Genomic DNA, 22,750 nt, shown 5'->3' with positions numbered 1-22,750 from the left:
CCAGTGGCCGACAACGCGCGGGCGAAGAAGCTGGCAGACCTCATCCGGGAGGTGGTCGCCGAGAAGCTGCTGCGCGGCATCAAGGACCCCCGACTGGGTACGCACGTGACCATCACGGACACCCGTGTCACCGGCGACCTGCGGGAGGCCACGGTCTTCTACACGGTCTACGGCGACGACGAGGAGCGCGCGAGCGCCGCCGCCGGCCTGGAGAGCGCCAAGGGCATCCTCCGTTCGGCCGTCGGCCGGGCGGCCGGGACCAAGTTCACCCCGACGCTGACCTTCGTGGCGGACGCCCTCCCGGAGAACGCCAAGACGATCGAGGACCTCCTCGACAAGGCGCGGGCCTCCGACGCCCAGGTGAGGGAGGCGTCCTCGGGCGCCGGCTTCGCCGGCGAAGCCGACCCCTACAAGAAGCCGGGCGAGGACGAAGCCGCCGAATGAGCAACGCAGCAACCACCCCCGACGGCCTTGTCATCGTCGACAAGCCGTCGGGCTTCACCTCGCACGACGTCGTGGCCAAGATGCGCGGGATCGCGAAGACCCGCCGGGTCGGCCACGCCGGCACGCTCGACCCCATGGCCACCGGCGTCCTCGTCCTCGGCGTGGAGCGGGCGACCAAGCTCCTCGGTCACCTCGCGCTGACCGAGAAGGAGTACCTGGGCACCATCCGCCTGGGCCAGACGACGGTCACCGACGACGCCGAGGGTGAGATCACGGCCTCGGTGGACGCCTCCAAGGTGACCCGCGAGGGCATCGACGCGGGCGTCGCCGAGCTGACCGGCGCCATCATGCAGGTGCCGTCGAAGGTCTCCGCGATCAAGATCGACGGCAAGCGGTCGTACGCGCGCGTGCGCGGCGGCGAGGAGTTCGAGATCCCGGCCCGCCCGGTCACCGTCTCCTCGTTCCAGGTGTACGACGTCCGTGAGGCGACCGCCGAGGACGGCACCCCCGTCGTCGACCTCGTCGTCTCGGTGGTCTGCTCCTCCGGCACGTACATCCGGGCGCTCGCCCGGGACCTCGGCGCCGGGCTCGGCGTGGGCGGTCACCTGACCGCGCTGCGCCGTACCCGGGTCGGCCCGTACAAGCTGGACTCGGCGAAGACGCTCGACCAGCTCCAGGAGGAGCTCACGGTCATGCCGGTCGCCGACGCGGCCGCGGCGGCGTTCCCCCGGTGGGACGTCGACGAGAAGCGGGCCAAGCTGCTGCTCAACGGCGTCCGCCTGGAGATGCCGGACTACCCGGCGGGCCCGGTCGCGGTCTACGGACCGGAGGGCACGCTGCTCGCGCTGGTCGAGGACCAGCGGGGGAAGGCCAAGAGCCTGGCCGTCTTCGGCTGAGACCTCCGGACCGGTCGGCCCCGGCCGGGGCCGACCGGTCCGACGGACTCGGCCGAGCCGGGTCCGGACCGGCGGACTCTCCGGCCGGCGGCCGGGCTTCGACGTTCATGGTGGGGCGGGCACGCGCGCGTGCCCGCCCCACCTGTTCTCCCCCTTGTTTCCCCCGGGGGAGCCTGTCCCGTGGAACGCCGAGGAATCACCCCATCGGGGAGGCGCTCGGAGTGAAGGGGGGAGTGCCAGGGGGCGCGTTTCCCTCCGTGCGCCTCCGAGTGATCACCGGCGGCCTACCGTCGGCACCATGGGACGCGGGGACCTGGCGACGCTGGTGCGGATCTGCGATCTGGCGGGCCGGCCGCGCGGCACCGGATTCCTCGCCGACCACCACGGAACGGTCGTCACCAGTCACGAAGCCGTCGACGGGCTCAGCCGTGTCGTCCTGCACGCCCCCGGCGACCGGACCTGGCTCGCCGACACCGAGGCCGTCACCCGCCTGCCGGAGAGCGGCCTCGCACTCGTACGGACCGAAGGGCTCGGCGTCCGCCCGCTGCCGCTGGCCACCCGCGCCGAGATCGAACCCGGCACCTACGTCCGGATCGCCGCCCACGGCTGGCGCGAGGCGCGCGTGCTCGGCCCCGCCGCCGTCACGTACAGCGCCCGCGACCGCTTCCACGCCCTCGCCGACGCCCTCGCACTCGCCATCGGCACCGAGGGCGCCGAGGCCCTCCGCCTCGGCGGGCAGGCCGCCGGGGGCCCCGTCCTCGACACCGCCACCGGCACCGTCCTCGCCGTCCTCGGCACCGCCCTGCACGGCGACCGCCCCGCCGCCGGATACGCGGTGACCCTGCGGCCCGAAGGCGCCCTCACCTCCCTCCTCCGGCGCAACGCGGCCACCGTCCCCGCCTACGGACCGGACCTCAACCTCGCCGCCATCCTGGAGCTCACCGCCACCTCCACCGGACCCGCACGGGAACCCGACCCCTGGCCCGAACCCGTCGAACGCCCCGAGTGCGTCCGTGAGTTCGCCCGCTTCACCGCCGGAGAGGCACCGGTCCTCGCCCTCGTCGGCGCCCCCGGCACCGGCCGCACCACCGCCCTCGCCGCGCTCTGCGCCCGCCGCGCCCGGGGGGTGGCACCCGCCCCCACCGTCCGGCTGCGCGGCGCCGACCTGCGCGCCGGGGACCGCTCGCTCGCCGACGCCGTCGAGCGCGCCCTCCACCAGGCCGGCCGTATCGTCGCCGCCTCCGGGGCGCTCGGCGACACCGCCGCCGCCACCCCGGAACGGGCCGCCGCCCTCGCCCACGAGGCCGGCCGCCCGCTCCTCGTCGTCCTCGACGGGCCCGAGGAGATGCCCCCGCTCCTCGCCCACCGGCTGGCCGACTGGACGGCGGCCACCGAAGGGTGGCTCCGCGCCCACCACGTCCACCTCCTCACCGCCTGCCGCCCCGAGCACTGGGAGCGGTCCGGCGCCCTCTACACCCCGGGCGCGCTGCACCGGCCGGTCGCCGGACCCGGGGACGGACTGCCCGCCGCCCTCGTCCTCGGGCCCTACTCCGCGACCGAGGCACGGGCCGTGCGCGAGGGGTACGGGCTGGCGGAGACGGCCCTCGCCGAGGCCGACGCCCGGCACCCGCTGGCCCTGCGGCTGCTAGCCGAGGTACGGGCCGCGCTGCCGGGGGAGGTGCCCGGCCGACCCGGACGCGAGGAGATCTTCACCGCCCACCTGGACCTGATGTGCCTGCGGGTCGCCGTCCGGATCGCCGCAGGCTCCCGGCCCCTCCTCCGGGGGACCGCCGTGCGCCGGCTCGCCGCCCGTGTGACCGGCCAGGTCCACGAGGCGGCCCGCCGGTGCCTCGGCCCCGGGCACGGGGTCCTCGACCGCGCCTCCTTCGAGGAGCTCTTCCCCTGGCGGGAGGGCTGGGCCTCGGCCGTCCTCACCGAAGGCCTCCTCGTCCCGGCGGGCTCCGGCTACCGCTTCGCCCACGAGGAGCTCGCCGACTGGGTACAGGCGGCGCACCTGGACCTGGACGGGGCCCTGGAGGCCCTGCTCGGCCCGGGCACGCCCCCGGACGGGAGGCCCCGGCCGGGCACGCCTGACCCCGCCGGCCCCTTCGAAACCGGATCCGCCGGGTTCGCCGGTCCCACTCGGTCCGCCGACCCGGCCGGTCCTGCCGGACCCGCGGGCCGGGCCGGGCACGTCGACCCGGCCGGACGCCCCCGTCCCGCCGAGACCCGGCCCGGCGGGACCCTCGTGCCCGGCGGCCCCGGCGGGACCCTCGCGCCCGCCGTGCCCCGGCAGCGGACCGCCGACCCGGGGGGCGGCGTGGGTGGGGTGTCCGCCGCCCCGCCCGTCCCGCGCCACCGCATCGGCCCGGTGCTCCAGGCGCTTCTGCTGCTCCACCGTGAACACGGCCCGGGCGCCCTCGCCCCCCGTCTCGCCGCGCTCGCCGAGGCCCTCGCCCGCTTCGCGGAAGAGGAGGACGGCGCCTCCGGCGACGGGCCCTGGTGGGCCGCCCGGCTGTTCCGGGAGAGCGTGCGCAGGCTGCCCGACCCCCGGCCGTACCTCCCCGCGCTGCGGCTCCTCGCCGACCGGATCGGGGGCCGTGCCCAGCGGCACGCCGTGTTCGCGGCGTTCGGCCCGGAGTTCTGGCTGGCGCTTCCGCTCGGTGAGGACGAGCGGATCGATCTGCTGCGGCGGCTCGTCCCCGCCGACCCGCCGCCCGGCGGTGCTCCCGACGGCGAGCGGGCGCTCGACGCCGTCGCCGGGATGCTCGCCGCCGACCCCCGGGGCGTACAGCCGCTCCTGTGCCGCTGGTTCGGCGACGACCGGCCCCTCCCCGCCGCCCCGCACGCGACCGTCGCCACCGCCGCCCAGGCCCTGCTGCACACCCACCGGGCCCTCGCCGTCGACGACCTGTGCGAGGCGCTCGTCGCCACCGCCCACCCGCTCGCCGACGGTCTCCTCGCCGCCCTCGCCGAGGACGAGCCCTCCGCCGTCTGCCGGGCCGTCGACCGGTGGGCGCACGACGACGGGCGCCCGGAACGGCGCGTCGCGGCCGCCACGTACGGACATCTCGTCTGCGGCCGCGCCACCACCTCCGCCGACCGCGAACTCCTGCGCTACGCCGCCCTCGCCCTGCTCGCCCGCCCCGTCGACCAGGCCCTCCACGGCGCCGCCCTCGGCCTTCTCGTCCGTGACCCGCACACCCGCGCCCGCCATCTGCCCCGCGCCCTCGCCGAGCCCCGGGTGCCCGCGGGCGCCCTCGCCGAGGCCCTGGCTGCGGACCCCGGGCCGGTGCTCGCGGCCTTCCACACCCGGCTGGACGGCACGGACGAGGCGGCCGCCGCCGCCCTGCGGGCGCTCGCCGAGGTCGACGCGCCCGCCCTCGCCCGCCGGGTGGCCTGCCTCGTCCGCGAGTACGCCGCCCGTCACCCCGAGGGCGCCGGGCACGTGGCCGCCTTCGTCGACCGGCGGTTCGAGGACGGCCCGGCGGCCAGGGCCGTGCTCTTCCCGCTGGTCACCGGCCTGATCCGGGGCCGCCCCGGGCCGGTACGCCGCGCCCTCGCCCCCGTGCTCGCCGCGCCCGGCACCGGTGCCTCCCGCCACCTGCGGGCCGAACTGCTCGACGTACTCCTGGAGCACGAGCGGTACGAGGCGGAGACGGGGGAGTTCACCGTCCTGGACGCCCTGCTCACGGCCGCGGCCGAGGGCGCGGAGCTGCGCAGCGAGCCGCGCACCCGGGAGCTCGCGCACCGGGTCGGCGCCCTGTGGGCCCGTACCCCCGAGGGCGCCGCGCGCTTCGATCCGTCCCTCGCGGGACTCCTCGGCTCGCGGCCCGCGTTCGCCGCGCTGCTCGTCCGCTGGACGGCCGCGGCCCCCGGCGACTGGGCGCCCCTGCTCGGTCCGGAGACCCTCCGGGCGCTCGGGAACCACGGCACTCCCATGCCGATGCGAACCGATGGCCGTGGGCATGGCAGTCTTAGACCTGCGTAATCGGCGAACAGGCGGACGAGGAGCGGTCACAGTGCAGCGCTGGCGTGGCTTGGAGGACATCCCCCAGGACTGGGGGCGCAGCGTCGTCACCATCGGCTCCTACGACGGTGTGCACCGCGGGCACCAGCTGATCATCGGGCGGGCCGTCGAGCGCGCCCGGGAGCTCGGCGTCCCCTCCGTCGTGGTCACCTTCGACCCGCACCCCTCCGAGGTCGTACGGCCCGGCAGCCATCCGCCGCTGCTCGCGCCGCACCACCGGCGGGCCGAGCTGATGGCCGGTCTCGGCGTGGACGCGGTGCTCGTGCTGCCGTTCACCGCCGAGTTCTCGCAGCTGTCCCCGGCCGACTTCATCGTCAAGGTGCTGGTCGACAAGCTGCACGCGAAGGCCGTCATCGAGGGCCCCAACTTCCGCTTCGGCCACCGGGCCGCCGGGAACGTCGCCTTCCTGTCCGAGCTGGGCGCCACCTACGACTACGAGGTCGAGGTGATCGACCTGTACGTCAGCGGGGCGGCGGGCGGCGGCGATCCCTTCTCCTCCACCCTCACCCGCCGGCTCGTCGCCGCGGGCGACATGGCCGGCGCGGGCGAGATCCTCGGCCGCCCGCACCGTGTCGAGGGCATCGTGGTCCGCGGCGCGCAGCGCGGCCGCGAGCTCGGCTTCCCGACGGCCAACGTCGAGACCCTCCCGCACACCGCGATCCCGGCGGACGGCGTCTACGCGGGGTGGCTGACGGCCGCGGGGGAGCGGATGCCGGCGGCCATCTCGGTCGGCACGAACCCGCAGTTCGACGGTACGGAGCGGACGGTCGAGGCGTACGCGATCGACCGCGAGGGGCTCGACCTGTACGGGCTGCACGTGGCCGTGGACTTCCTGGAGTACGTCCGCGGGATGCTCAAGTTCGACACCCTGGACGACCTGCTCCAGGCGATGGCCGGCGACGTGAAGCGCTGCAAGGAGCTGACGGAGGCGTACGACCGGGAGAACCCCCAGGTCTGAGGCCCCCTGCCCCGGCGCCCGAGGCAGGTCGCCCGAGGTCGGTCGTCCGAGGCCCGCCGCCTGAGGCCGGTCGCCCGAGGCCGGTCGTTCGAGGCCCGTCGTCCGAGCCGTTGTGCGAGGCCGGTCGTCCGGGGCCCCCGTCCGGGACCCCGGCCCGGCTCAGACCACCGGCTCCCGCGCCGCCACCCAGTGGCAGGCCACCGCCCGATCCCCGCCACCGCCCAGGACCGGCAGGCCCTCGCCGCGGCAGCGGTCCGCGACCGCGGCCGCCGCGCCCGAGGCGAGGACCTGGCACCGGGCGTGGAAACGGCACCCGGACGGGATCCGGGACGGGTCCGGCGGCTCACCGGTCAGCACCACCGGCGTCCCCCCGGACTCCGGGAGCACCGACAACAGCGCCTGCGTGTACGGGTGCTGAGGACTGGTCAGGACGGACTCCACCGTCCCGGTCTCCACGACCCGGCCCAGGTACATCACCGCCACCCGGTCCGCGATGTTCCACGCGAGTCCCAGATCGTGCGTCACCACGAGCGCGGACAGGCCGAGTTCGTCCCGCAGGCGCAGCAGCAGGGCCAGGATCTCGCCCCGCACCGACGCGTCGAGGGAGGCCACCGGCTCGTCGGCGACGATGAGTTCGGGTTCCAGGACCAGCGCGCCCGCGATGACCACCCGCTGCCGCTGACCGCCGGACAGTTCGTGCGGGTAGCGCAGGAAGAACCGCTCAGGGGGCCGCAGCCCCGCCCGCGCGAGCGCCCCGGCCACCGCCTCCCGCTCGTCGCCCGCGTCCCCGTGGATCCGCAGGCCCTCCGCCACCGCGTCGTACACGGTGTGCCGGGGGTTCAGCGAACCGCTCGGGTCCTGGAGGACCAGCTGCGCCCGCTTCCGGTAGGCCTTCAGGGCCCCGGAGGAGTACGCGAGCGGCTTCCCGTCGAAGGCGACCGTCCCCGAGGTGGGCCGGACCAGGCCGAGGAGCGTGCGGGCCAGGGTGGTCTTGCCGCAGCCCGACTCCCCGACGAGGGCCACGATCTCGCCCGCGCCGATGTCCAGGTCCACCCCGTCCACCGCGCGCGCGGGCGGCGCTCCCCGCCGCCCCGGGAAGGTGACGTGCAGCCCGCGCGCCGAGAGCAGCGGTCCGGTGGACGTCCCCTCGGGCGCGGACGTCACGGATGTCTCCGTACTCATGGCGTGCTCCCCACATGGACACAGGCGGCCCGGTGACCCGCGCCCGCTTCCCGTAGTTCCTGGTCGAGCTCCGCGCAGGCGTCCACCGCCACCGGGCAGCGCGGATGGAAGGTGCAGCCGCCGGGCAGTTCCGCCGGGTCCGGCGGGTCGCCCGGCAGCCCGCGCGGGGCCCGCCGGGAGGCGAGGTCCCCGACGCGCGGGAACGCCGAGGAGAGCGCGAGCCCGTAGGGGTGCCGGGCGGCCTCGTACACCGCCCGCGCCGGCCCCTCCTCGACGACCCTGCCCGCGTACATCACGGCGAGCCGGTCGCAGGTGTCGGCGAGGACCGCCAGGTCGTGGCTGATCATCAGGAGGCTGATGGACTGCTCGGCGACGAGCCGTTCGATCAGCCGCAGGATCTGCGCCTGGATCATCACGTCGAGCGCGGTCGTCGGCTCGTCCGCGACGATCAGCCGGGGGTCGCAGGCGAGGGCCATCGCGATCATCACGCGCTGGCGCTGACCGCCGGACAGCTCGTGCGGATAGGCGGCGGCGCGGGCGGCCGGAAGACCGACGTGTTCGAGCAGCTCGCCGGCCCGCCTGCGGGCCGCCGCCGGGGTCGCCCCGCCGTGCACGAGCACCGGCTCGGCGATCTGGTCCCCGACGCGGTGCACCGCGTTGAGCGAGTGCATCGCGCCCTGGAACACGATCGACGCGCCCGCCCAGCGCACGGCCCGCAGGCGCCCCCACTTCATGGTGAGGACGTCGTCGCCGTCCAGCAGGATCCGTCCCTCGATCCGCGCCGAGGCCGGCAGGAGCCGGAGCAGCGCGAGCGCGAGGGTGGACTTCCCGCAGCCGGACTCGCCCGCCACGCCCAGCTTGCTGCCGGCCTCCAGGGTCAGGTCGACCCCGCGCACGGCGGGCACGGCGGCCGGGCCCGAGCCGTAGGTGACCCTCAGGTCCCGTACCTCAAGGAGGCTCATCGCCCCACCCCCAGCTTCGGGTTGAGCACGGACTCGACCGCCCGGCCGCACAGGGTGAACGCGAGCGCGACCAGGGCGATGGCGATGCCGGGCGGCGCCAGGTACCACCAGTGCCCGGAGGAGACCGCGCCCGCCTCACGGGCGTCCTGGAGCATGCCGCCCCAGGAGACCACCGTCGGATCGCCGAGCCCGAGGAAGGCGAGGGTCGCCTCGGTGAGGATGGCGGTCGAGATGCCGAGCGTGGTCTGCGCGAGCACCAGCGGCATCACGTTCGGCAGCACGTGCCTGCTCATGACGTGCCCGTGGCCGCCGCCCAGCGCGGTCGCCCGCTCGATGTACGGGCGGGACTCGACCGCGATCGTCTGCGCCCGCACCAGGCGGGCCGTGGTCGGCCAGGAGGTCACCCCGATGGCCAGCACCACCGTCCACATCGACCGGGACATGACGGTGGCCAGCACGATCGCGAGGACCAGGGCGGGCATCACCAGGAACCAGTCGGTGATCCGCATGACGACGGTCGAGAGCCAGCCGCCGTAGTGCCCGGCGACGATCCCCACCAGGGTGCCGATGGCGACCGAGAGGGCCGCCGCGAGGAGACCGACGAGCAGGGAGATCCGCGCGCCCCAGATCAGCAGGCCGAGCAGCGAGCGCCCGAACTGGTCGGTGCCCAGGGGGAACGCGAGGCTCGGCGGCTCCAGGGCCGTGCCCGGAGCCTGCGTCACCGACTGCACGTCGGAGCCGACGAGCAGCGGGGCGGTGAGCGCGAGCAGCGCGATGAGGGCGAGTCCGGCGAGGCCGTAGAGCCCGGCGCGACGGGTGCGGTACGCCTTCCAGAAGCGGGCCACCGTGCTCCGGCGGCGCTGCCGGGTCAGCGACCTCTTCGAGGAGACCGTCCGCCCGGGGGGATCGGCCGGCCCGGGGGGTGTCGTCGGTGAGGAGGGAGCCGTCGGTGGAGGGGGAGCCGCGGCCGGGGAGGGAGTCGTCGGCTCGGAGGGCGTCGTCGGCGAGGAGGAGGTCATCGGCCCACCCGGGGGTCGAGCAGCGGATAGAGCAGGTCGGCGATCAGGTTCATCAGGATCATCGCCCCGGCGAAGACCACGAAGAGCCCCTGGACGAGCGGCAGATCGGGCACGCTCAGCGCCTGGTAGAACAGCCCGCCGAGTCCCGGCCAGGAGAACACCGTCTCCACCAGGATCGACCCGGCCGCCACATGGCCCAGGTTGATGAAGATCATGGTGACGGTCGGCAGGAGCGCGTTCGGCACGGCGTGCCGGCGCCGCACCTCGTCGTCGCGCAGACCCTTCGCCCGCGCCGTCGTCAGATAGTCGCCGCCCATCTCGTCGAGGAGTGAGGAGCGCATCACGAGGAGGGTCTGCGCGTAGCCGACGGCCACGAGCGTGACCACGGGCAGCACCAGGTGGTGGGCGACGTCGAGGACGTACGCGAAGCCGGTCTCGCCCGTCCCCGACTCCATGCCGCCGGTCGGGAACAGTCCCGGGACCGGGCCCATGCCGACCGAGAACACGATGATGAGCAGCAGTCCGAGCCAGAAGGAGGGCACCGACCACAGGGTCAGCGCGACGCCGGTGTTCAGCTTGTCGCCGAGACCGCCGTGGCGCCAGGCCGAACGGGTGCCGAGCCAGAGCCCGAGCGCGGAGTAGACGACCACCGCGACGCCGGTCAGGAGCAGGGTCGCGGGCAGTTTCTCCGCGATCAGCTCCCCGACCGGGGCGCGGAACTGGAACGAGGTGCCGAGGTCGCCGCTCAGCGCCTTGGCGCAGTAGTCGGTGAACTGCTGCCACAGCGGCAGATCGAGCCCGAACTGGCGGCGGAGCGTGGCGAGCTGCTCGGCCGAGGTGGGAATGCCGTGGGTCATCGCCTTCACCGGGTCACCGGGGATGATCCGGAAGAGGAAGAAGCTGGTGACGAGGACGGCGAAGAGGGAGACGAGCGCGCCGCCCAGCTTCCCCGCCGCGTGGCGGAGGTAGCCGAGGGAAGCGCCGGTGCGGGGTGCGCCGTCCGTGACGCGGGCCTTCTCGGCCCGCGTCACGTCGGCGGCGGTGCTCGCTGTGGTCACGGACTACTCGCGGTCGTCGGCGGTGGAGCGGCGGCGCAGTCCGAGGAGGATGCCGAGGCCGGCCACGACCACCACGGCCGCGCCGATCCCGACGATCACTCCGGTCGACGAGCCGCCTCCGCCGGAGTCCCCGGACGCCGGTGCGGCGGGAACGGCCGACCACCAGCTCCAGTAGCCGTCCTGGCCCCACAGGTTCCCGGCTGCCTCGGGCATGGTCGTGATGGACGCGATCTGGTCCGTGCGGTACGCCTCCAGGGCGTTCGGGTAGGCCATGATGTTCATGTACCCCGTGTCGTACAGCCGGGACTGCATCCGCTTCACCAGATCCGCCCGCTTGGCGGCGTCGTACTCCACCGACTGCTGCGCGTAGAGGTCGTCGAACTCCTTGTCGCAGATGAAGTTGTCGGTGGCCCCGGAGTCCTTCGGCGTCTCGGGGAGCGTGCCGCAGGTGTGGATCGACAGGACGTAGTCCGGGTCGGGGTTGACCGACCAGCCGTCGAAGGCGAGGTCGTAGTCGCCCTTGACCCAGGGGTCGGAGACGCTGTCCAGACACTCGACCTTCAGGCCGATGCCCAGCTCGCCCCACCACTCCTGGAGGTACTTGCCGACCGCCTTGTCGTTCGGGTCGGTGGCGTGACAGAGGATCCGGAGGTCCAGCGGCCTGCCGTCCTTGCCGAGCCGCTTGCCCTCGGCGTTCTTCCGGTACCCGGCCGAGGTGAGGAGCTTGTCGGCCTGGACGGGGTCGTACGTCCGCTTCTGCGCGTCCTGCGGCTTCCAGAAGTACGAGCCGAAGCGGGGCGGGATGTACCCCTCGCCCTCGACCGCGTGGCCCTGGAAGACCTTGTCGACGAGGGTGGCGCGGTCGACCGAGAGGAAGAGCGCCTTGCGGACGGCGGGGTCGAGGAGCGCCTTGTGGCCGTTGCCGAAGCCCTTGCCGTCCTGCGCCTTGGCGCCCGGGTTGGTGGCCAGGGCGTAGAAGCGGCGGCCGGGCGCGTCGTTGACCTTGATGTTCTTCTGCGTCCCCAGCGCGGCGGCCTGGGCGGGCGTCAGGTTCGGTACGAAGGACACCTCGCCCTTCTGGAGGGCGGCGACGGCCGCGTCACCGTCCTTGTAGTACTTGAAGACCAGCTCGTCGAACTTGGGCGCGCCCCGCCAGAACGTCTTGTTCGGCTTGAGCCTGATGTACTGGTCGACCTTGTAGTCCGTGATGACGAACGGGCCGTTGCCCACGATCGGGAACTGCTTGTCGTTGTTGAACTTGGAGAAGTCGCCGACCTTCTCCCAGACGTGCTTCGGCACGATCGGCACGTCGAGCGCCGTCATGGTCGCCTGCGGCTTCTTCAGCCGGATGACGAGCGTCCGCGGGTCGGGGGCGGTGACCTCGGCGAAGTTGGCCGTGAAGCTGCCGTTGGCGGTGGCGGCGTCGGGGTCGGTCATCATCTTGTTGAAGGTCCAGGCCGCGTCCTCGGCGGTGGCCTGCTTCCCGTCGGACCAGTTCGAGTCCTCGCGGATGGTGTACGTCCACGTCAGCTTGTCCGGCGAGGAGGTCCACGCGGTCGCCAGCCCCGGGACGGGGCGGGCGTCCTTCGCGTCGTAGTTGGTGAGGTACTCGTAGGCCAGCCGGTGGATGCTGGTCGAGGTGAGCTTCTGGGCGAGGAACGGGCTCAGGGAGTCGATGCTCTGCGAGACGGCGACGGTGAGCGTGTTCCCGGCGGCCTTGTCGTCCTCCGCGGCGGCGGTACCGGGGACGGCCACGAGGGAGACGGCGGTGACAGCGGAGGCGAGCAGCAGCCGGAGCGCTCGGTGGGCGGCGGGGGCGGAACGGGGTGGAGCCTTCGTGACCATGACCATGGGACGTGACCTCGCGTCGGGGGATCTGTCGTGGATCTTGGGGTGACGATGGGTGAAGCGAAGGTGTATCAGCGGTGGTCTGCCGTCGTCAACGATCCCTCAAACCCCGTGTGGGCTGCGGGAATGCCCTGAGGCCCCGTACCGGTGAACCGGTACGGGGCCTCATTGGTCTACTCCTGTGACGCCCTACTGCTGAGGGGCTGGCGGCGCCTGCGGAGGCTGCTGCGGGGGCCAGTCGGACGGCGGGACCTGGCCCTGCTCCCGGTCGTACCCCTGACCCTGATCCTGCGGATCCGCCTGCGGGGGAAGCGGCTGTCCCTGCTGCGGCTGCTGCCAGCCCTGGGGCATCCCGGGCTGACCGGGAGGCGCGCCGTACGGCTGTCCGGGCGCCGGCGGTGCTCCGTACGGCTGACCCGGCGCGGGCTGGGCTCCGTACGGCTGTCCGGGCATCGGCCGGCCCGGCGCGGGCTGACCGGGGGCGGGCTGCCCCGGCACCGGCTGCGCGCCGTACGACTGTCCGGGCGCGGGCTGCTGTCCGTAGGGCTGCCCCGGCGCCGGCTGCTGTCCGTAGGGCTGCTGCGGCGGGTACGGCTGTCCGGGGGCCGGCTGTCCGGGCCCGGGCTGACCCGGCGCGGGCTGGGCTCCGTACGGCTGTCCGGGCGCGGGCTGGGCCCCGTAGGGCTGACCCGGTACGGGCTGTCCGGGCGCGAACTGCCCCGGCACGGGCTGACCCGGCATCGGCTGACCGGGCATCTGATGGCCCGGCATCGGCGGGGCCATGTGCGGCGGCATCGCGCCCTGGCCGTCGCCCGTCCAGAGCCCCTGGGCCTGCTGCGCCCGGGAGAAGTCCTCGGCCACCATCGCCGAGAGGTGGAAGTACGCCTCCCGGGTCTTCGGCCGCATCATGTCGAGGTCCACCTCGGCACCGGCCGACAGGTGCTCGTCGAAGGGCACCACTACGACACCGCGGCAGCGGGTCTGGAAGTGCTGCACGATGTCCTCGACCTTGATCATCTTGCCGGTCTCGCGGACCCCGGAGATGACGGTGATGGAGCGCTGCACCAGGTCCGCGTAGCCGTGCGCGGAGAGCCAGTCCAGCGTCGTCGACGCGCTGGACGCGCCGTCCACGGAGGGCGTGGAGATGATGATCAGCTGATCGGCGAGGTCGAGCACCCCGCGCATCGCGCTGTACAGCAGACCCGTGCCCGAGTCCGTGAGGATGATCGGGTACTGCTTCCCCAGGACGTCGATCGCCCGTCGGTAGTCCTCGTCGTTGAAGGTCGTCGAGACGGCCGGGTCCACGTCGTTGGCGAGGATCTCCAGACCCGACGGCGCCTGCGAGGTGAACCGGCGGATGTCCATGTACGAGTGGAGGTACGGGATCGCCTGCACGAGGTCGCGGATGGTCGCCCCGGTCTCGCGCCGTACCCGGCGGCCCAGCGTGCCGGCGTCCGGGTTGGCGTCGATCGCCAGGATCTTGTCCTGCCGCTCGGTCGCCAGGGTCGCGCCCAGCGCCGTCGTCGTCGTGGTCTTGCCGACACCGCCCTTGAGCGAGATGACCGCGATCCGGTAGCAGGAGAGGACCGGCGTACGGATCAGCTCCAGCTTGCGCTGCCGCTCCGCCTCCTCCTTCTTCCCGCCGAGCTTGAACCGCGCGGCGGCGCCGCCCGGGGTCCGGCTCGACTTCGGCTTCTGCTTGTTGTTGCGCAGGAGGCGGTCGGAGGAGAGCTCGACGGCCGCGTTGTAGCCGAGCGGGGCGCCCGGCACGGACCGCTCCCGCTGATCGTGCGTCACGGGCGAGGGCCAGGCGGCCCCGGTCCGCGGGTCGACGGGCGGCTGCGCGCCCTGCGGCGGCTGGGGGGCCGGCGCCTGCGGGGGTACGGCGGCGGGGTGCGGGTAGCCGTACCCGCCCGGCCCCTGGGCCTGCGGCGGCACTCCACCGGGGACGCCGGGCTGACCCCCTGGGCCCTGCGGCCCGGGAGGTGCCCCCGGCGGGTAGCCGTAACCGGCCTGCTGCGGAGGCGTGCCGGGGTGCGGGAAGCCGTAGCCGCCCTGCGACGCGGGAGGCTGGGCGCCCTGGGGCGCCTGCTGAGCCTGGGGCTCCTGCGGGTAGCCGTAGGAGCCGGGCGGCTGCGGCGGGGCCTGCTGCTGCGGCTGGGCCTGCGGGTACCCGTAGGCACCGGGCTGCTGCGGCGGCTGTGCCTGCGGCGGGACTGAACCGGGCGCGGCGGGAGCGCCGGGCCAGGCGGCGGCGGGTGGCAACGGCGCGGCCTGGGGCACCGGCTGGGCGCCCGGAGCCGACTGCGCGGGCCACTGCTGGGCGGGCCCGGGCGCGGCCGGCTGGAAGGACGGGGGCAGCGGCGGCAGACCGGTCCCCGGCTGCGGCCCGCCCGCGGGGAACGGACCGGGAGCGGCACCCGGGAACGGACCGGGAGCCGCGCCGGGGCCGAGGCCCTGGGGCGCGTCGGCCGGCGGGAGCGGCGCGGGAGCGACGGGCTCCGGGGCGGCCGGGGGGACATCAGGTCCCACGGCGTCGCCGGAGACCCCGGTGGCAGCGGCGTCGGTGACCGTCCCGGAGTCCGCCCCGGTGTCCCGGGAGTCCGCACCCACCGGGGCGTCGGCCGGCTCGGCCGCTGCCTCGTCGCGTGTCTCCGCGGCGTCCTCGGGGGCGGTGTTCTCGCCGTTCCCCGCGCCCGGCTCCGTGGCGGCTGCCTCGGCCCGCGCCGACCCGTGGCCGTCGTCCGCGCCCTCGGCGGGGTGGACGGCCACGTCGTCGGCGGCCCCGGCGGCCCCGGCGGTCTGCTCGGCGGAGGACCCGGCCGGAGCGGTGGCGGCGGACGCGTCCTGGACGGGGTCCGCGGTGGGCGCGCCTTCGGCGGGGTCGGGCGTCGTCGCGGTGGCGGAGGCCTCCGCCGTGCGCTCGGCGATCTCGCGCTGGAGAGCGGCGGGGGAGAAGCGCATGGTCGCGCCGCTCTCGATGTCCCCGCCCCCGAACGGCGCCGGGGGCGCGGTCGGCTCGGGCGCGTGCGTCGGCGCCGGGGTGCCCGGCAGCGGGGCGGGCGGAGGGAAGGAACCCGGCACCGAGGGATCGGCCGCGGCGACCGGGGGCGTCCCGACGGGAGGCACACCGGCCGGCGCGCCGGACACCTGAGGCGCACCGACCGGAGGCGCACCGACGGGACCCCCGGCGACCGAAGGCATGGCGACGGGAGGCGTGGCAGTCGGAGGGGTGGCGACCGGAGGCGCGACGGCCGGCGGTACAGCCACGGGAGCCGCACCCGCCGGAGGCACCGAGGGCCCGGCGGCCGGAGCCGCGGCCACCGGGGCCGCATCCGCCTGCGGAGCCCCCGCGTTCCAGCTCGGCTCGAAGCCGCTGCCCGCCGGGAGGCCCGGGACGGGAAGGGGCGCGCCGCTCGGCGGCGGGGGAGTGGCACCGCCCGCCCCCGCACCGCCCGACGCGTTCTGCGTGTACCAGGCGGGCGGGGTGTAGTCGATGGTGAACTCACCCGTCATCTCGGCGGGATCCGCGTCGGACTGATCGTCGGCGGGTGGATTCCAACCCCCGTGGATCTCGTCGCGATCGCCGTTCACTTTGCCTCCTGGTGTGGTCGAGCACCCTTGTGCCGTTGTGGGCGGGGCTCTTCCACCCTAATCGGCGCGGGCAACCCCCGGGCAGGCCCGACGGCCCCCCGCGCCCCTCCCCGCGAACCGGTCCGGTCCCCAAGTGACCCGGCCGCGCCGCAGAGTGAGAACCCCGACCGTTCAAAACGATGTGAAAACGGACGTACTTGTACAACTTCGCGCCGCTCGGTCGGCGTTCAGTCCATCCGCCGCGCGCCGCCCAACAATCCGGTCTCGGCGTCGGTCGCCTGGGTCATCACGAACTGGCGGTCGCTCGGCGTGCACCAGAGGGTCACCCCGTCCGCGAGCGTGGACAGCGCCTCGTACTCGTGACGCGGCAGGCTCATGATCCGGCCGATCTGGGCGGCCTCGTCGGGGGATACCCGCTGGACGCCGACCAGCGAGGACTTCTCCAGGAGCCGGGGCGCGACCGGGCTCAGATACGGCAGCAGCGTCACCACCGACTGCCAGGGCGCCGACACGACCCGGCCGCGCGGCGGCCGCATGCCGCAGTCGCGGACGACGACCACGGGACTGCCCGCCGACGCGCCCTGCGGCGGCACCCGGCCCACGTCGTGCAGCGAGATGCACGGCTGTCCGCCGCCCGCGGCCTGCGCGAGGGCCGTCCACGCCTGCGCGCGGCCGGTCTCGACCGCCACCCGGGCGCCCGTCGCGGCCGCCCGGAGGGCCAGCACCTGCGCGGTCCACAGACCGCCGATGAGCGTGATGTCGTACGGCACGGGCCGGTTGATGCCGAGCACGGCGGGCCGGCTCTCGGCGTCGACGCCGATCACCATGCCGTCGTCACCGACCGGCAGCGCCAGCGCGTCGAGTTGGTCGAGGGGGACGGAGTGCCGCTCGCGGCGCGGACCGACGAGCCCGAAACCGAACCGGGGCCGCGTGCCCCGCCCCGTACCCCGGGAGTCCGCACCCCGGGAGGCGGAGCGGTGGGAACCGCCGGAGCGGGACGGCGTACCGAAGGAGGAGGTGGACATCAGCGCGCACCCCCCAGCGGAAGCGTCGCCAGGATGCCGGGCACCTGTTCACGGTCGAGTCGCACCAGGCCCGTCCGCACCCCACGTGCCGCGCGCTCCAGTTCGTGGCGCGCGGCCACCAGCTCCTCGTCGCTGCGCCCGGTGATCCGTACGTGTCCGGTCACCGTCACCTCCTGCCGGTCCCCGCCGCTCAGCGTCAGGCTGAACGTCGTCGCGAGCGCGGGCAGCGAGGTCAGCAGGGCCACCAGCTGAGGCATCGAGGCCCCGGGGCCGCCCTGACCGCCCAGCTGGGGCCAGCGCCCCACCCAGTACGTCGTGTGCCGGCGGTCGTCCACCCGCCAGGTCCGCGCGGTCTCCTGGGTCCGGCGCCCCTGCGCCTGCCCCCGGCCCGCCTGCGCTATCGCCATCGGGCTCGCGCAGGTCGAGGTGGCGAGCGCCGAGACGAGCTCCTGCTCCGTCAGGACGTCGGCCCGGAACCCGGCCCCCGCGAGCCGGCTCGCCAGCTGGTCCGCCGCCCGCACCACGCACTTCTGCGCGCCCGCCAGACCGCCGCCGCGGGCGGCGACCGCCTCGGGGCAGAGTTCGGGGTCGAGCTTGAGCGCGATCCAGGTGATGCGCACGGCGGGCGAACCCGTCTGCGCCTGGAGCGGGCCGTAGTTGCGGGCGGCCATCGACTGCGGCGGCAGGTGCGGGGCGGGCGCGGGCTGGGTGTGCTGGACGATCTGCGCCGACTCCAGCCGGATGCCGTCCACGCTGAGCACGTCCCGGACCAGCCCGACGGGCAGCGGTCGTGCCGCGCGGTCCGGGCGCAGCGCCGTACCGTCCGACTCGACCCGCAGGACGGCGGTCAGGAACGTGCCGTCGCCGACCATGCCGACCGGCCGCCGGTCACGGTCGCTGTACGCGTAGGTCCGCAGCGCCGGGTCGCACTCCACGACCGGGGCGAGCCCCGGCTCGGTGTTCTCCGGCACCGTGAACGAGGACGCCCGGCGGGTGCGGGCCCGCAGCGCGAGGAAGGTGCCCAGCCACTCGGGCAGGGAGCGGTGGTGCCGGCGGACGACCGCCAGCAGGACGAGCACGACGGCGACCACACCGGCGGGCACCAGGAGCATCCGCTCGACGACCCAGGCCACGACCAGCAGAGCCGCCGCCACCTCGATCAGTACGAACTGTTGCAACTGGAACGAACCGAAGTGTCCGGGGCGTGCCCGCAGTCTCGGCGAGACCGAGGAAACAGGTCCCGTGGACGGGGGTTCGGAGGCGGTGGCCGCGGCGGGCCGCGTCCGCGTCGCGGAAGCCATGATGGAGAATCCCCCTCAATTCATCCCGATCACCCTGGCCCGCCAGGGCTTTGGCGGCCGGATCACCCTACCCGCCCCACGCACCCCACGGGACAGCAGGCATAGTAGGGGGCCGGTCCGACGGCCGGGGCCCGGGTGTCACCTCCCCGGCTCCCGCGCGAAGATCGCGCCTGACGAGAATTGGGGACTCATGGCATCGCGGCGGGACGAGCTCAACGCGTACACCTTTGCGAAGAAGCGCACGGTGGCGGCATTCCTCCAACCCTCGCCCTCCGGCACGGAGGAGGGGGCGCCGAAGCCGCTGCGCGCGGTCGTCCCCGGGCTGATCGTCGCCGCGCTCGTCGTCGCCGGCTTCGGCGCCTGGGGCATGTTCAGCCCCCAGGCACCCAAGGGCTGGGACACCCCGGGAACCCGGGTCATCGTCGGGAAGCAGTCGACCACCCGGTACGTGGTCCTGCAGACCGGCAAGGGCAAGGACGCGAAGACCCTGCTCCACCCGGTCCTCAACCTCGCCTCCGCGCGGCTCCTGCTCAACCCCGACCAGTTCCAGGTCGTCCAGGTCGCCGACAAGAAGCTCGACGAGGGCAAGCCGCCGCGCGGCCCGATCCTCGGCATCCCGTACGCCCCCGACCGGCTGCCCGCCGCGGACGACGCGGGCAGGTCCAAGCGCTGGGCGGTCTGCGAGCAGCCCGGCGGCGGATCGGGCACCAGCGTCCAGAAGGCGACCTTCCTCTTCGCCGAGCGGGACCTCAAGCGCACCGAGGGCGCGGGCCGGCTCAAGGACGGGCAGATCCTGTACGTCAAGGGGCAGAAGGGCGCCGCCCAGTTCCTCGTCGACCACACCGGCACCAAGTACCCGGTGAAGGCCGAGATCCCCGGGCTGCTCACCGCCCTCGTCGGCCTCGGCAAGGAGCCCCAGGCCGTCACCGACGACTGGCTCGCCACCCTCAAGACCGGCGACCCGGTGGACTTCCCCTCCCTCGATGGGAAGGTCGGCGAGAACGCCGGCATCCCCGGCAACACCCTGAACGGCACCGAGAACCGCATCGGCATGGTCCTGCTCGCCCAGACCGGTTCCGGGCCCCAGCACTACGTCGTCCTCGCCGGGAAGGTCCAGCCGGTCACCCCGTTCACCGCCTGGCTGCTCATCAACTCCCCGCAGACCGGCGTCCTCGACATGGACGGCAGGGCCACCACCGTCGACGCCTCCTCCTTCGTCCCCGACCCCACCGTCTTCCACGCCGGCGTGAAGTGGCCGGTGCAGAAGTCCACCCAGGTCAACGCCGCCACCGGCGCGGGCGCCCGCGACACCGTGTGCAGCGTCCTCACCGGCGTCGACGAGAAGGGCGGGACGACCCTCACCACCTGGGCCGGCACCAAGTACCCCGCCGACATCACCGCCGGCGGCACCAGCACGTACGTCACCCCCGGCACCGGCCTGCTGTACACCCAGATCCAGGGCAACCAGAAGACCCCCGACGGCTCGCTCTTCCTCGTCACCGACACCGGCCTCCGCTACGCGGTGCAGGCCAACGGCGACAGCGACTCCGCCCGCTCCGACATCGGCACCGGGGACAAGGAGAAGGCGACCGACGGACGCCCGGAACCCAGTGACGCCCAGAAGCGTCTCGGGTACGAGAAGGTCACGCCGGTCCTCGTCCCGATCGAATGGTCGGAGTTCCTGTCGAAGGGCCCGCGACTCGACACCAACAGCGCGCGTCAGCCGCAGGGTTCCTAGGGGGTGGCACCGGTGACGACGTACCGCACGACGGACCACCAGACGACCGGCCACCACTCGACCGGCCACCACTCGACCGGCCACCACTCGACCGGCCTCCGCACGACCGGTCTCCGCGCGGCGGGCCACCGCACGGCGGCGGCCCTGCTCGCCGCCGGCGCCCTCACCACCCTGCTCGCGGCCCCCGCCGCGGCCGCCGTGCCGCGCCCCCCGGGCCCGGTCCTCGACGGCAGCGGTGAGTGCACCTTCCCGATGAAGAAGCAGATTGAGGGCACCCCCTGGCCGCTCCAGCGGGTCCTCCTCGACGAGCTGTGGCAGGACACCAGGGGCAAGGGCGTCCGGGTCGCCGTCATCGACACGGGCGTCGACGACATCAACCCGCAACTGCGGACCGCCGTCGACGCCAAGGCGGGCAAGGACTACCTCAAGCCCGACAAGAAGAACCCCGGCTTCGGTGACGAGAAGCGCGGCAAGACCGACGGCACCGTCGACGACGTCGGCCACGGCACCAAGGTCGCCGGCATCATCGCGGCCCGCCCCCGCCCGGGGACCGGCTTCGTCGGCCTCGCCCCCGAGGCGACGATCATCCCGATCCGGCAGAACGACGAGAAGAACAGCGGCAAGTCCGACACCATGGCCCTGGCGATCGACCACGCCATCGCCAAGGGCGCCCACGTCATCAACATCTCGCAGGACACCACCCAGCCGCTCGGCCCCGAGTCGGACATGGCGAAGGCGGTGGCCCGCGCGATCGCGAAGAAGATCGTCGTCGTCGCCTCCGCCGGCAACGACGGCATGGACGGCGCCCTCAAGACGACCTACCCGGCCGCCTTCCCCGGCGTCCTCGCCGTCGCCTCCTCCGACCGGAACAACGAGCGTGCCGCGTTCTCCCAGTCCGGCACCTTCGTGGGCGTCGCCGCCCCCGGCGTCGACATCGTCTCCACCGTCCCCGGCGGCGGCCAGTGCGTCGACAACGGCACCAGCTTCTCCGCCCCGTACGTGGCCGGCGTCGCCGCCCTGCTGCGCGCCAAGCACAAGGACTGGAGCTCCGCCCAGATCGTCGCCCGGATCGAGCAGACCGCCGTCCGCTCCGTCAACGGCCGCGACAACCACGTCGGGTGGGGGGTGGTCGACCCGGTCCGGGCGCTCGCCGACACCCCGGGGACCCCGCCCGCCTCGCCCACGGCCGACCCGGGACCGCCCAGGGCGCAGGCCCCCGAGCCGGCCCGACTGGCGCTGTCGGAGACGCCCCAGGAGCGCTCCGAACGGCTCGCCACCTACACGTTGGGGATCGGCGTCGTCCTGGTGGCCGTGGTCGCCGGAAGCGCCGTCGTGATCCGCGACAGCCGCCGTCGAAGGGGGGCCCGTTGAGCCGCGCGGCGGTCAAGTATCCGGACCCTCCTTTGCAGTTGGAACTGCCGCCGCCAATGGCTAAAGTGACCGCTGGGCGCACGGCAGTGCGATCCCAGCACGGGGGCGGCATCAGAAGATTCCCGTCCGCATCACGACCGGACGGCCCGACGGCCCAGCCGTCGACGCCGCCGAAGGAAGAAGGGGCAAGATGTCGAAAGACCTGAACGTAACCAGTGCCGAACAAGTCAAGCTCGCCGGCCGGATCCAGGACTTCCACGACGAGATCCAGGCCCGCATCACCTCCCTCAACGGCGTGGTGGACCGCATCCAGGCGGGCTGGCAGGGCGCTGCGAGCAAGGAGTACGACCGGGTCCAGAACGACCTGAACCAGCGCCTGCGCAACATGCGTGTCGAGCTCGTGAAGCTCGAGGAGATCATGCGCATGAGCGCCGACGGGTTCACGCAGGAGGAGGAGGACCGCATCCGGTCCTTCCGTCAGATGGACGACACCAGCGGTGGCCAGAGCGCCATCCTCGGCATGGCCTGAGCCGTCCGTACCGACCAGCCCTCCGCGCCACTCTCACTCCAGGAGTCATCACCATGACCACTGCGGTCAATTACGACACCGTGACGCAGGCGGCGGCCGACGTCCGCCTCACCGCCAGCACGCTCAGCCAGAAGCTCGAGGACCTCATGGCCGAGGTCAACCGCGTCGCCTCCAACTGGGAAGGTGAAGCGAAGGTCGCCTACCGCGAGAGCCAGGACCGCCTGACCCGCGACATGGCCGGCATGAACCAGGACCTGGCGCGCCTCGCGCTGCTCCTGGACCAGTCGGTCGTCGGCTACCAGGACACCGACAAGGGCAACGCGGCCCGGTTCCGCATGATGTGAGACCTCGCGTACGCGTGTGAGGGGGTGGCCCGTCCGACGGGCCACCCCCTCACACGCGTCCCGGCCCGGCCGGAACCTCAGCGCAGGTCGAACTCGCCGTCCCGGGCCCCGAGGACGAACGCGTCCCACTCGGCCTTCGTGTAACGCAGCACCGTCGCCTTGTCGAGGGACGAACGCATCGCCACCGCCCCCTCGGGGAGCCGGGCGATCTCCACCCGCTCCTCGTCCGGGCTCGTCCCCGGAGCGCCCTCCCACTCGACGCCGGAGAGGTCGAGCGCGTACAGCTCCTCCTTCTGGCGCTCCTTCTCGGCGGCCAGGGCGCTGTCGGCGGTGCTGTCGGCGGTGCTTCCGGCGGTGCTGTCGACGTGGGCGTCGGTCATCGGCGCGGTCCCTTCGCGGTGGTACGGCGGTCCCTCCCACAGTAGTGGGACCGCCGTACCCGATCGGCGGG

The 22,750-nt window shown here is 74.2% G+C and carries 17 protein-coding genes; 8 read left to right on the top strand and 9 right to left on the bottom strand.

Going from position 1 to position 22,750, the window contains the following annotated elements; all coding sequences use genetic code 11:
- The first annotated feature begins 3 nt into the window (after nt 1-3).
- From rbfA to ACRRSS_RS27415, 4 genes are all read left to right on the top strand, one after another.
- A complete protein-coding gene (gene rbfA, locus ACRRSS_RS27430; protein WP_435973760.1) occupies nt 4-444 on the top strand; it encodes a 30S ribosome-binding factor RbfA in 441 nt (146 codons plus the stop codon).
- Nucleotides 441-1,340, top strand: a complete 900-nt coding sequence (truB, locus tag ACRRSS_RS27425; RefSeq protein WP_435973759.1) for a tRNA pseudouridine(55) synthase TruB — start codon at nt 441-443, stop codon at nt 1,338-1,340. The genes rbfA and truB overlap by 4 nt, the downstream gene beginning before the upstream one ends.
- 298 nt (nt 1,341-1,638) lie before the next feature.
- Nucleotides 1,639-5,331, top strand: a complete 3,693-nt coding sequence (locus ACRRSS_RS27420; RefSeq protein WP_435973758.1) for a trypsin-like peptidase domain-containing protein — start codon at nt 1,639-1,641, stop codon at nt 5,329-5,331.
- Nucleotides 5,332-5,362: 31 nt separating this feature from the next.
- Nucleotides 5,363-6,328: a bifunctional riboflavin kinase/FAD synthetase gene (locus ACRRSS_RS27415; RefSeq protein ID WP_435973757.1), complete on the top strand. Its 966-nt coding sequence runs from the start codon at nt 5,363-5,365 to the stop codon at nt 6,326-6,328.
- 159 nt (nt 6,329-6,487) lie between these two features.
- Here the strand turns inward: ACRRSS_RS27415 and ACRRSS_RS27410 are convergent, their stop codons facing one another.
- The 8 genes from ACRRSS_RS27410 to eccE form a co-directional block, all read right to left on the bottom strand.
- The gene (locus ACRRSS_RS27410) at nt 6,488-7,510 is read right to left on the bottom strand and encodes an ABC transporter ATP-binding protein (protein ID WP_435973756.1); all 1,023 of its coding nucleotides are present in this window, start codon (nt 7,508-7,510) and stop codon (nt 6,488-6,490) included.
- A complete protein-coding gene (locus tag ACRRSS_RS27405) occupies nt 7,507-8,472 on the bottom strand; it encodes an ABC transporter ATP-binding protein (protein WP_435973755.1) in 966 nt (321 codons plus the stop codon). Before ACRRSS_RS27405 ends, ACRRSS_RS27410 begins: the two co-directional genes overlap by 4 nt.
- Complete coding sequence (locus ACRRSS_RS27400) at nt 8,469-9,491, bottom strand: ABC transporter permease (RefSeq protein WP_435973754.1); 1,023 nt, start codon at nt 9,489-9,491, stop codon at nt 8,469-8,471. Before ACRRSS_RS27400 ends, ACRRSS_RS27405 begins: the two co-directional genes overlap by 4 nt.
- Complete coding sequence (locus tag ACRRSS_RS27395) at nt 9,488-10,549, bottom strand: ABC transporter permease (protein ID WP_435973753.1); 1,062 nt, start codon at nt 10,547-10,549, stop codon at nt 9,488-9,490. Before ACRRSS_RS27395 ends, ACRRSS_RS27400 begins: the two co-directional genes overlap by 4 nt.
- Before the next feature lie 3 nt (nt 10,550-10,552).
- The gene (locus ACRRSS_RS27390; RefSeq protein ID WP_435975438.1) at nt 10,553-12,394 is read right to left on the bottom strand and encodes an ABC transporter substrate-binding protein; all 1,842 of its coding nucleotides are present in this window, start codon (nt 12,392-12,394) and stop codon (nt 10,553-10,555) included.
- A gap of 192 nt (nt 12,395-12,586) precedes the next feature.
- Entirely contained in the window at nt 12,587-15,991 is a 3,405-nt protein-coding gene (locus ACRRSS_RS27385; protein ID WP_435973752.1) for an SCO5717 family growth-regulating ATPase, read from the bottom strand.
- A gap of 227 nt (nt 15,992-16,218) precedes the next feature.
- Nucleotides 16,219-17,016, bottom strand: a complete 798-nt coding sequence (locus ACRRSS_RS27380) for a hypothetical protein (protein WP_435973751.1) — start codon at nt 17,014-17,016, stop codon at nt 16,219-16,221.
- Nucleotides 17,016-18,317 carry a type VII secretion protein EccE gene (gene eccE / locus ACRRSS_RS27375; RefSeq protein ID WP_435973750.1) on the bottom strand — a complete coding sequence of 434 codons (1,302 nt, stop codon included), beginning with the start codon at nt 18,315-18,317 and terminating at the stop codon, nt 17,016-17,018. Before eccE ends, ACRRSS_RS27380 begins: the two co-directional genes overlap by 1 nt.
- Nucleotides 18,318-18,507: 190 nt before the next feature.
- On the opposite strand from eccE, the gene eccB reads away from it, so the two are divergent.
- From eccB to ACRRSS_RS27355, 4 genes are all read left to right on the top strand, one after another.
- Nucleotides 18,508-20,055, top strand: a complete 1,548-nt coding sequence (gene eccB / locus ACRRSS_RS27370; protein WP_435973749.1) for a type VII secretion protein EccB — start codon at nt 18,508-18,510, stop codon at nt 20,053-20,055.
- Between the two features lie 252 nt (nt 20,056-20,307).
- Nucleotides 20,308-21,426, top strand: a complete 1,119-nt coding sequence (gene mycP / locus ACRRSS_RS27365) for a type VII secretion-associated serine protease mycosin (protein ID WP_435975437.1) — start codon at nt 20,308-20,310, stop codon at nt 21,424-21,426.
- Between the two features lie 190 nt (nt 21,427-21,616).
- Nucleotides 21,617-21,955, top strand: coding sequence for a WXG100 family type VII secretion target (locus ACRRSS_RS27360; protein WP_351909544.1), 339 nt, complete (start codon nt 21,617-21,619; stop codon nt 21,953-21,955).
- Between the two features lie 53 nt (nt 21,956-22,008).
- Nucleotides 22,009-22,299 (top strand): WXG100 family type VII secretion target, encoded by a 291-nt coding sequence (locus ACRRSS_RS27355; protein WP_351909542.1) that lies wholly within the window; start codon nt 22,009-22,011, stop codon nt 22,297-22,299.
- 77 nt (nt 22,300-22,376) lie between these two features.
- Here ACRRSS_RS27355 and ACRRSS_RS27350 read toward each other — a convergent pair whose 3' ends face one another.
- On the bottom strand, nt 22,377-22,679 hold the full coding sequence (locus ACRRSS_RS27350; RefSeq protein ID WP_435973748.1) for a DUF397 domain-containing protein: 303 nt from the start codon (nt 22,677-22,679) through the stop codon (nt 22,377-22,379).
- Between the last annotated feature and the right edge of the window lie 71 nt (nt 22,680-22,750).

The organism is Streptomyces sp. Qhu_M48 (genome assembly GCF_051305195.1).
Lineage (GTDB): Bacteria > Actinomycetota > Actinomycetes > Streptomycetales > Streptomycetaceae > Streptomyces.
The sequence above is the reverse complement of the archived record's forward strand: the minus strand, read 5'-3'. Positions and strand labels throughout refer to the sequence as shown.